8 protein-coding genes are annotated in these 6,273 nt (G+C 65.9%); 1 reads left to right on the top strand and 7 read right to left on the bottom strand.

Features of this window, described 5'->3' with window-relative positions; translation table 11 throughout:
• The 7 genes from rluB to IV112_RS10140 form a co-directional block, all read right to left on the bottom strand.
• A partial coding sequence (rluB, locus tag IV112_RS10170) for a 23S rRNA pseudouridine(2605) synthase RluB (RefSeq protein WP_304003360.1) occupies positions 1-1,000 on the bottom strand: 1,000 nt, incomplete at its 3' end.
• On the bottom strand, positions 990-1,562 hold the full coding sequence (scpB, locus tag IV112_RS10165; protein ID WP_019918072.1) for an SMC-Scp complex subunit ScpB: 573 nt from the start codon (positions 1,560-1,562) through the stop codon (positions 990-992). The genes rluB and scpB, both read right to left, overlap by 11 nt.
• Positions 1,519-2,358 carry a segregation and condensation protein A gene (locus tag IV112_RS10160; RefSeq protein ID WP_304003359.1) on the bottom strand — a complete coding sequence of 280 codons (840 nt, stop codon included), beginning with the start codon at positions 2,356-2,358 and terminating at the stop codon, positions 1,519-1,521. The genes scpB and IV112_RS10160 overlap by 44 nt, the downstream gene beginning before the upstream one ends.
• Complete coding sequence (locus tag IV112_RS10155; protein WP_304003358.1) at positions 2,358-3,560, bottom strand: tryptophan--tRNA ligase; 1,203 nt, start codon at positions 3,558-3,560, stop codon at positions 2,358-2,360. Before IV112_RS10155 ends, IV112_RS10160 begins: the two co-directional genes overlap by 1 nt.
• A gap of 18 nt (positions 3,561-3,578) precedes the next feature.
• On the bottom strand, positions 3,579-4,235 hold the full coding sequence (locus tag IV112_RS10150) for a site-2 protease family protein (RefSeq protein ID WP_304003357.1): 657 nt from the start codon (positions 4,233-4,235) through the stop codon (positions 3,579-3,581).
• Between the two features lie 35 nt (positions 4,236-4,270).
• On the bottom strand, positions 4,271-4,897 hold the full coding sequence (locus IV112_RS10145) for an L-threonylcarbamoyladenylate synthase (protein ID WP_304003355.1): 627 nt from the start codon (positions 4,895-4,897) through the stop codon (positions 4,271-4,273).
• Between the two features lie 36 nt (positions 4,898-4,933).
• Positions 4,934-5,791, bottom strand: coding sequence for a 3',5'-nucleoside bisphosphate phosphatase (locus tag IV112_RS10140; protein WP_304003353.1), 858 nt, complete (start codon positions 5,789-5,791; stop codon positions 4,934-4,936).
• Positions 5,792-5,872: 81 nt separating this feature from the next.
• Here IV112_RS10140 and gcvH point away from each other — a divergent pair, with 81 nt between their 5' ends.
• On the top strand, positions 5,873-6,250 hold the full coding sequence (gene gcvH, locus IV112_RS10135) for a glycine cleavage system protein GcvH (protein WP_304003352.1): 378 nt from the start codon (positions 5,873-5,875) through the stop codon (positions 6,248-6,250).
• The last annotated feature ends 23 nt before the right edge of the window (positions 6,251-6,273 follow it).

Genomic DNA, 6,273 nt, shown 5'->3' with positions numbered 1-6,273 from the left:
GCGGCGACGGTGCGCCCTGTTGCGGCGCAGCGCGATTGCCACCCTCACCGGCTTCACGCGGCTTGCGCGGACCGCGGCGACGGCCGCGCTTGGGTGACGTCGGCGTTTCGCCGTCGACCGGCGGCCGGACTTCGTCTACCGGCCCCTTGCGCTGCTTGCCCTTGGCCGGCACCACCGACAACAGCTTCTCGACCTGTTCCGCCTTGAGCTCCTCCGACTTGCCGCGCGCCAGACGTCGCGGCAGCTCGAACGGGCCATAGCGCACGCGCATCAGTCGGCTCACGGTCAGACCGATCGCCTCGAACATACGACGCACCTCGCGGTTGCGGCCTTCGGACAGCGTGACGCGGTACCAGTGGTTCGAACCTTCGCCGCCGCCGTCGGCCAGCGAATTGAACTTGGCGATGCCATCTTCGAGCTCGATGCCGTCGGTCAGCTTCTTCGACTGTTCCGGCGAGAGCTCCCCGATCAGCCGCACCGCGTACTCACGTTCGAGCTCGTAGCTCGGATGCATCAGCTTGTTGGCCAGCTCGCCGCTGGTGGTGAAGACCAGCAGACCCGAAGTGTTGAAGTCGAGGCGACCGACCGCGATCCAGCGGCCACCCCCCACCTTGGGCAGCTTGTCGAACACCGACGGACGGCCTTCCGGGTCGTCGCGCGACACGATTTCGCCTTCCGGCTTGTGGTAGATCAGCACGCGCGGGGCTCGCTGGGCGAAGTGGATGTGGATCAGCTTGCCATTGACGCGGACCTTGTCCTCCGGCCCGACGCGCTGACCCACGTGCGCCGGCAGCGAGTTGACGCTGATGCGGCCGGCGACGATCCAGTCTTCCAGTTCGCGGCGCGAACCCAGGCCCATGTCCGCCAGCATCTTGTGCAGCTTCTGCGGTTCGTTGAACACCACCGGGCCGCGCCGCTTGTTCTTGCTGTCCTGCGAGCGGTAATTGGCCACGTTGCCATTGACCTCGCCACCGGCGCCCGGCCTGCGTCTACCTTGCATCATTGAATTCCATCACCTTCTGTAGTTCGGCCAGCGGCGGCAGCTCAGCGAGCGTGCGCAGGCCCAGGTCGTCGAGAAAACGTCGTGTCGTTGCATACAGCGCCGGGCGGCCGGGGACTTCGCGGTAACCCACGCTGTCTATCCAGCCGCGCCCTTCGAGCGCCTTGATGATGCCCGGCGACACCGCCACACCGCGGATGTCCTCGATATCGCCGCGCGTCACCGGCTGGCGGTACGCAATGATCGCCAGCGTTTCCAGCACCGCTCTGGAATACTTCGCGGGCTTTTCATTCTTCAGTCGATCCAGGTAGGGCTGAACGTCCGCGGTGGTGCGGAAACGCCAGCCGGACGACACCTGGACCAGTTCGATGCCCCGCCCCGCCCAGTCCTCGCGCAACTCGTCGAGCAGACGACGGATCAACGCGTGGTCGAGCTCCTGCTCGAACAGCTTGCGCAGTTCGCCGGTACTCATCGCGTCCTGGCTGGCGAGCAGCGCGGCTTCGAGTACGCGCTTGACCTCAGACGGGCTCGGCGACTGCGGCTGTTCGGGCAGTTCGGACATAAATCGGCGCAAAGGCTTCGAGCTGAAGCAGTTCAATCAGGTTCTCGCGGGCCAGTTCGAGCACCGCGAGAAAATTCACCACCATCTGGGCGGCCGGCGCGCCAACCTCGAACAACTGGTCGAAGCGCAGATCACCTTCTTCGTGCAGCCGGCGCAGGATGCCGGACATGAACTCACGCACCGACAGCGCCTCGCGCGTGACCTTGTGATGGCGGGTCATGTCGGCACGGCGCATCAGCGCCAGCCAGGCCAGCTGCAGATCGGTCGCACTCACGTTCGGCTGGATCTCGACCAGCCGCTCGGCCACCTGCACGCCGACCCACTCGTGCTCGCGCTGGATGCGTGGAATCGCGTCCAGCGCCAGCGCGGCCGCCTTCATCTGTTCGTACTCGATCAGCCGGCGTACCAGTTCAGCGCGCGGATCCTCGCCCTCGTCGGCGGCTTCACGCGGCGGCCGCGGCAGCAGCATACGAGACTTGATCTCGAGCAGCATGGCCGCCATCAGCAGGTATTCCGCCGCCAGTTCCAGGCGTTGCGAGCGCATCGCCTCGACGTAGACGAGGTATTGCGCGGTCAGCGGCGCCATCGGAATGTCGAGGATGTCGACGTTGGCCTTGCGTATCAGGTAGAGCAGCAGATCGAGCGGCCCCTGGAACGCGTCCAGGAACACTTCGAGCGCGTCGGGCGGAATGTACAGGTCGAGCGGAAGTTTTTCCAGCGCCTCGCCATACAGGCGCGCCGGTGGCGCAGCCGTTTCGGCCGGCACCGGTTCAGCGATGAGCGCCTCGCCGGACATCAGGCGTAGTTCAGGCCCATGGCCTCGCGCACGTCGCGCATCGTTTCCGACGCCAGCTTGCGCGCCCGTTCGCAGCCATCGGCGACGATGTTGCGCAACAGCATCGGATCTTCCTCGTACTGCTTCGCGCGCTCGTGGATCGGCGCCTGTTCCTTCAGCACCGCGTCGATCACCGGCTGCTTGCACTCCAGGCAACCGATGCCGGCCGAGCGGCAACCTTCCTGTACCCACTGCTTGACCGAGTCGTCCGAGTAGATCACATGGAACTGCCACACCGGGCAGCGGTCCGGATCACCCGGATCGGTACGACGCACGCGCTGGGTATCGGTCATCATGCCGCGGATCTTCTTGGTGACGACCTCGGGTTCTTCACGCAGCATCAGCGTGTTGTTGTAGGACTTGGACATCTTCTGCCCGTCCAGACCCGGCATGCGGGCCGCCTCGGTCAGCAGTGCGCCCGGCTCGGCCAGGATCATCTTGCCGCCGCCTTCCAGATAGCCGTACAGACGCTCGCGGTCGCCCAGACTCAGGCTCTGCGCCTCCTCTAGCAGCGCCTTGCCCTGCGCCAGCGCGTCTTCCTTGCCTTCCTGCTGGTACAGGCGGCGCAGTTCCTCGTACAGCTTGCCGCGCTTGCCGCCCAGCTTCTTCACCGCCTCACGCGCCTTGTCCTCGAAACCGGGCTCGCGGCCGTACAGATGGTTGAAGCGACGGGCCACCTCGCGCGTCAGTTCGACGTGCGGCACCTGGTCCTCGCCCACCGGCACCAGATTGGCGCGGTAGATCAGGATATCGGCCGACTGCAGCAACGGATAGCCGAGGAAGCCGTAGGTCGCCAGATCCTTGTCGGCCAGCTTTTCCTGCTGGTCCTTGTAGGTCGGCACCCGTTCCAGCCAGCCGAGCGGACACATCATCGACAGCAGCAGATGCAGTTCGGCGTGCTCCGGCACCCGCGACTGGATGAACAGCGTCGCCTGGTTGGGATCGACACCCGCGGCAAGCCAGTCGATCAGCATGTCCCACACGCTGCGCTCGATCACCTGCGTGTCTTCGTAATTGGTGGTCAGCGCATGCCAGTCGGCAACGAAGAACAGACAGGGGTATTCGTGCTGCAGCTTGACCCAGTTCTTCAGCACGCCGTGGTAGTGACCAAGATGCAGGCGACCGGTGGGGCGCATGCCGGAAAGAACGCGTTCTGCGTACATGTTATCGATTCATCCGGTTCAGAAAAGCAGGGACATCAGCAGCGCGTTCGCCAGTACGAGCAGCGGACGCAGGATGTCGTCGAGTACGTGCGACACCAGCAGCGCGATCAGGATGAACATGCCGTAAGGCTCGATGCGCGCGAACACCATGGACGGACCGCGCGGCAGCAGGCTCACCATGATGCGTCCGCCGTCGAGCGGCGGTATGGGCAGAAGGTTCAGCACCATCAGCACCAGATTGATCAGTATGCCGGCCTTGGCCATCAGCAGCAGCGGCTCGGCAAAGTAGTGACCGGGCATGCCGAGTGCCAGCTTCATTGCCAGCCCCCAGCCCAGTGCCATCACCAGATTGGCGGCCGGACCGGCTGCCGCAACCCAGAACATGTCCTGCTTCGGGCGACGCAGCCGCGAGAAATCGACCGGCACCGGCTTGGCCCAGCCGAACAGCAGGCCCTCGTGACCCGCCATCGCGCCGACGAAATACATGACCAGCGGCACCAGTATCGTGCCGACCGGATCGATGTGCTTCAAGGGGTTGGCGGTAATCCGGCCGGCCAGATGCGCGGTCGGGTCCCCCTTCATCAGTGCGGCGTATCCGTGGGCCGCCTCGTGCAGCGTAATGGCAAGCACGACCGGCAGCACGATGACCGCCAAGCGTGCAATGCTTTCGTCCATAGGCGGGCGGATGCTAGCAGAACGCGGCCGGCACGTCAGTCCAGGCCGAAGCGCGCGACGTCGCCCGCGCCGGCGCGTACCAGTTCGGGCGTGCCCGACGACAGGTCGATCACCGAGGTCGGTTGCGTTCCGCAGTGACCGGCGTCGATCACCAGATCGAGCTCGTGCTGCAGGCGCTCGCGGATGTCCTCGGCGTCGGTCAGCGGAAGCTCCTCGCCCGGCAGCAGCAAGGTCGAGCCGAGCAGCGGTTCGCCCAGCGCCTCCAGCAGTGCCGACACGACCGGATGGTCCGGCACCCGCAGGCCTATCGTCTTGCGCTTCGGATGCAGAATGCGCCGCGGCAGCTCCCGCGTCGCCTCCAGAATGAAGGTATAGGGCCCCGGCGTCGCACTCTTCAGAAGCCGGAACTGAGCGTTATCGACCTTGGCGAGGTTGGCGATGTCCGACAGATCACGGCACATCATCGTGAAGTGGTGATGCACGTCCACGTCACGGATGCGGCGGATGCGCTCGAGCACGCGGGCGTCGCCCACATGCCCGACCAGCGACCAGGCGCAGTCGGTCGGAATGGCCGCCAGCCCGCCATCCCGGAGGATGTCGGCGGCGTGTCGTATCAGACGGGGTTGCGGATTGTCCGGATGTACGGTGAAAAGCTGTGCCACGTGGATGTATTCGTCAAAGGGTGTGGAAAAGCGGCGTCAGGCCGGACAGGCGGCACGCGAACCGAGCTCAGGCGCATGCCACACCGGTTCGACACCGGCGGGCAGATGGGCGCCTCGTCCAAGGTCGATCGGACTTTCGTCCGGCGCATGGAAGTCGGACGCGCGCGAGGCGTAGAAACCGAAATCGCGGGCCAGCCGGGCGAAATGCCTGACCTCGGCCTCGCCGTGAGAACCGGACACCACTTCGATGGCCTGCCCTCCGGCATCGCGGAAGTCGCTCAGCAGGCGCAGCAACTGATCGCCGGAGATGCGATAGCGGCCCGGATGGGCGACCACAGCGACGCCGCCAGCGCCGCGTATCCACGCCACCGCCTGCTCCAGCGCCGTCCATTGGTGTTCGATGTAGCCCGGGCGACCGCGCACCAGATAGTCGCGGAACACCGCATGCACGTCCGGCGCATAGCCCTGCTCGACCAGCACGCGTGCGAAGTGTGACCGACCGACGAGCGACGGATTGCCGGCATGGCGCATCGCGTTGGCGTAGGCGTCGCGCACGCCCAGCGCTTCCAGCGCATCGGCCATGCGCAATGCGCGCTCGTCGCGGCCGCTGCGCACGCTGGCCAGCCCCTGCTCCAGCGGCGCGTGGCGCGGATCGATGCCGAGCCCGACGACGTGGATGGTGGTGCCGTGCCAGGTGACGGAGATCTCGACGCCGTCGATGAACCGCATGCCCAGCGCACGCGCTTGCTCGCGCGCTTCGTCGAGTCCGCCCAGGTTGTCGTGATCGGTGAGCGACCACAGTTCGACGCCATTGGCCGCGGCGCGCGCGGCGAGCGCGGCCGGCGACAGTACGCCGTCGGAGTGGCAGGAGTGACAGTGCAGATCGGCATTCATAACTTTGGGATTCTAGCAGGCGGCCGCTGACGGTCCTGCGCGGCTACAATCTCGCCCGGTCAAACCCACCAGGAAACAGCAATGAATCATCCGGACAATCTTCGCTACACCGACACACACGAATGGGTCAGGGTCGAACAGGATGGCACCGTGACGGTCGGCATCACCGACCACGCGCAGGATGCCCTCGGAGATGTGGTCTTTCTGCAGCTGCCCGATGTCGGCCGCACCGTCGCCCGTACCGAGGCGATGGCGGTGATCGAATCGGTCAAGTCGGCCTCCGACATCCACGCCCCGGTGTCGGGGACGGTCACCGCGGTCAATGCCCCGGTCGCCGACCAGCCTGAATCGGTCAATCAGGATCCCTACGGCGCCTGGATGTTCGTCATCAAGCCGGACAATGCGGCCGAACTGGACGAGCTGCTGAGCGCCGACGCCTACAGCGCCTCGCTCGGCTGACGCGACGCGGCGCCGGCCAGCCC

It is taken from the genome of Methyloversatilis discipulorum, assembly GCF_018780585.1.
Classification (GTDB): Bacteria; Pseudomonadota; Gammaproteobacteria; order Burkholderiales; family Rhodocyclaceae; genus Methyloversatilis; species Methyloversatilis discipulorum_B.
This window is presented reverse-complemented; position numbering and strand designations above follow the sequence as displayed.

What these genes read in the sequence shown, in the direction of transcription:
- IV112_RS10155 (WP_304003358.1), bottom strand. Translation starts at nt 3,560, where the DNA reads ATGTACGCAGAACGCGTTCTTTCCGGCATGCGCCCCACCGGTCGCCTG.
- scpB (WP_019918072.1), bottom strand. Translation starts at nt 1,562, where the DNA reads ATGTCCGAACTGCCCGAACAGCCGCAGTCGCCGAGCCCGTCTGAGGTC.
- IV112_RS10150 (WP_304003357.1), bottom strand. Translation starts at nt 4,235, where the DNA reads ATGGACGAAAGCATTGCACGCTTGGCGGTCATCGTGCTGCCGGTCGTG.
- gcvH (WP_304003352.1), top strand. Translation starts at nt 5,873, where the DNA reads ATGAATCATCCGGACAATCTTCGCTACACCGACACACACGAATGGGTC.
- IV112_RS10140 (WP_304003353.1), bottom strand. Translation starts at nt 5,791, where the DNA reads ATGAATGCCGATCTGCACTGTCACTCCTGCCACTCCGACGGCGTACTG.
- IV112_RS10160 (WP_304003359.1), bottom strand. Translation starts at nt 2,358, where the DNA reads ATGTCCGGCGAGGCGCTCATCGCTGAACCGGTGCCGGCCGAAACGGCT.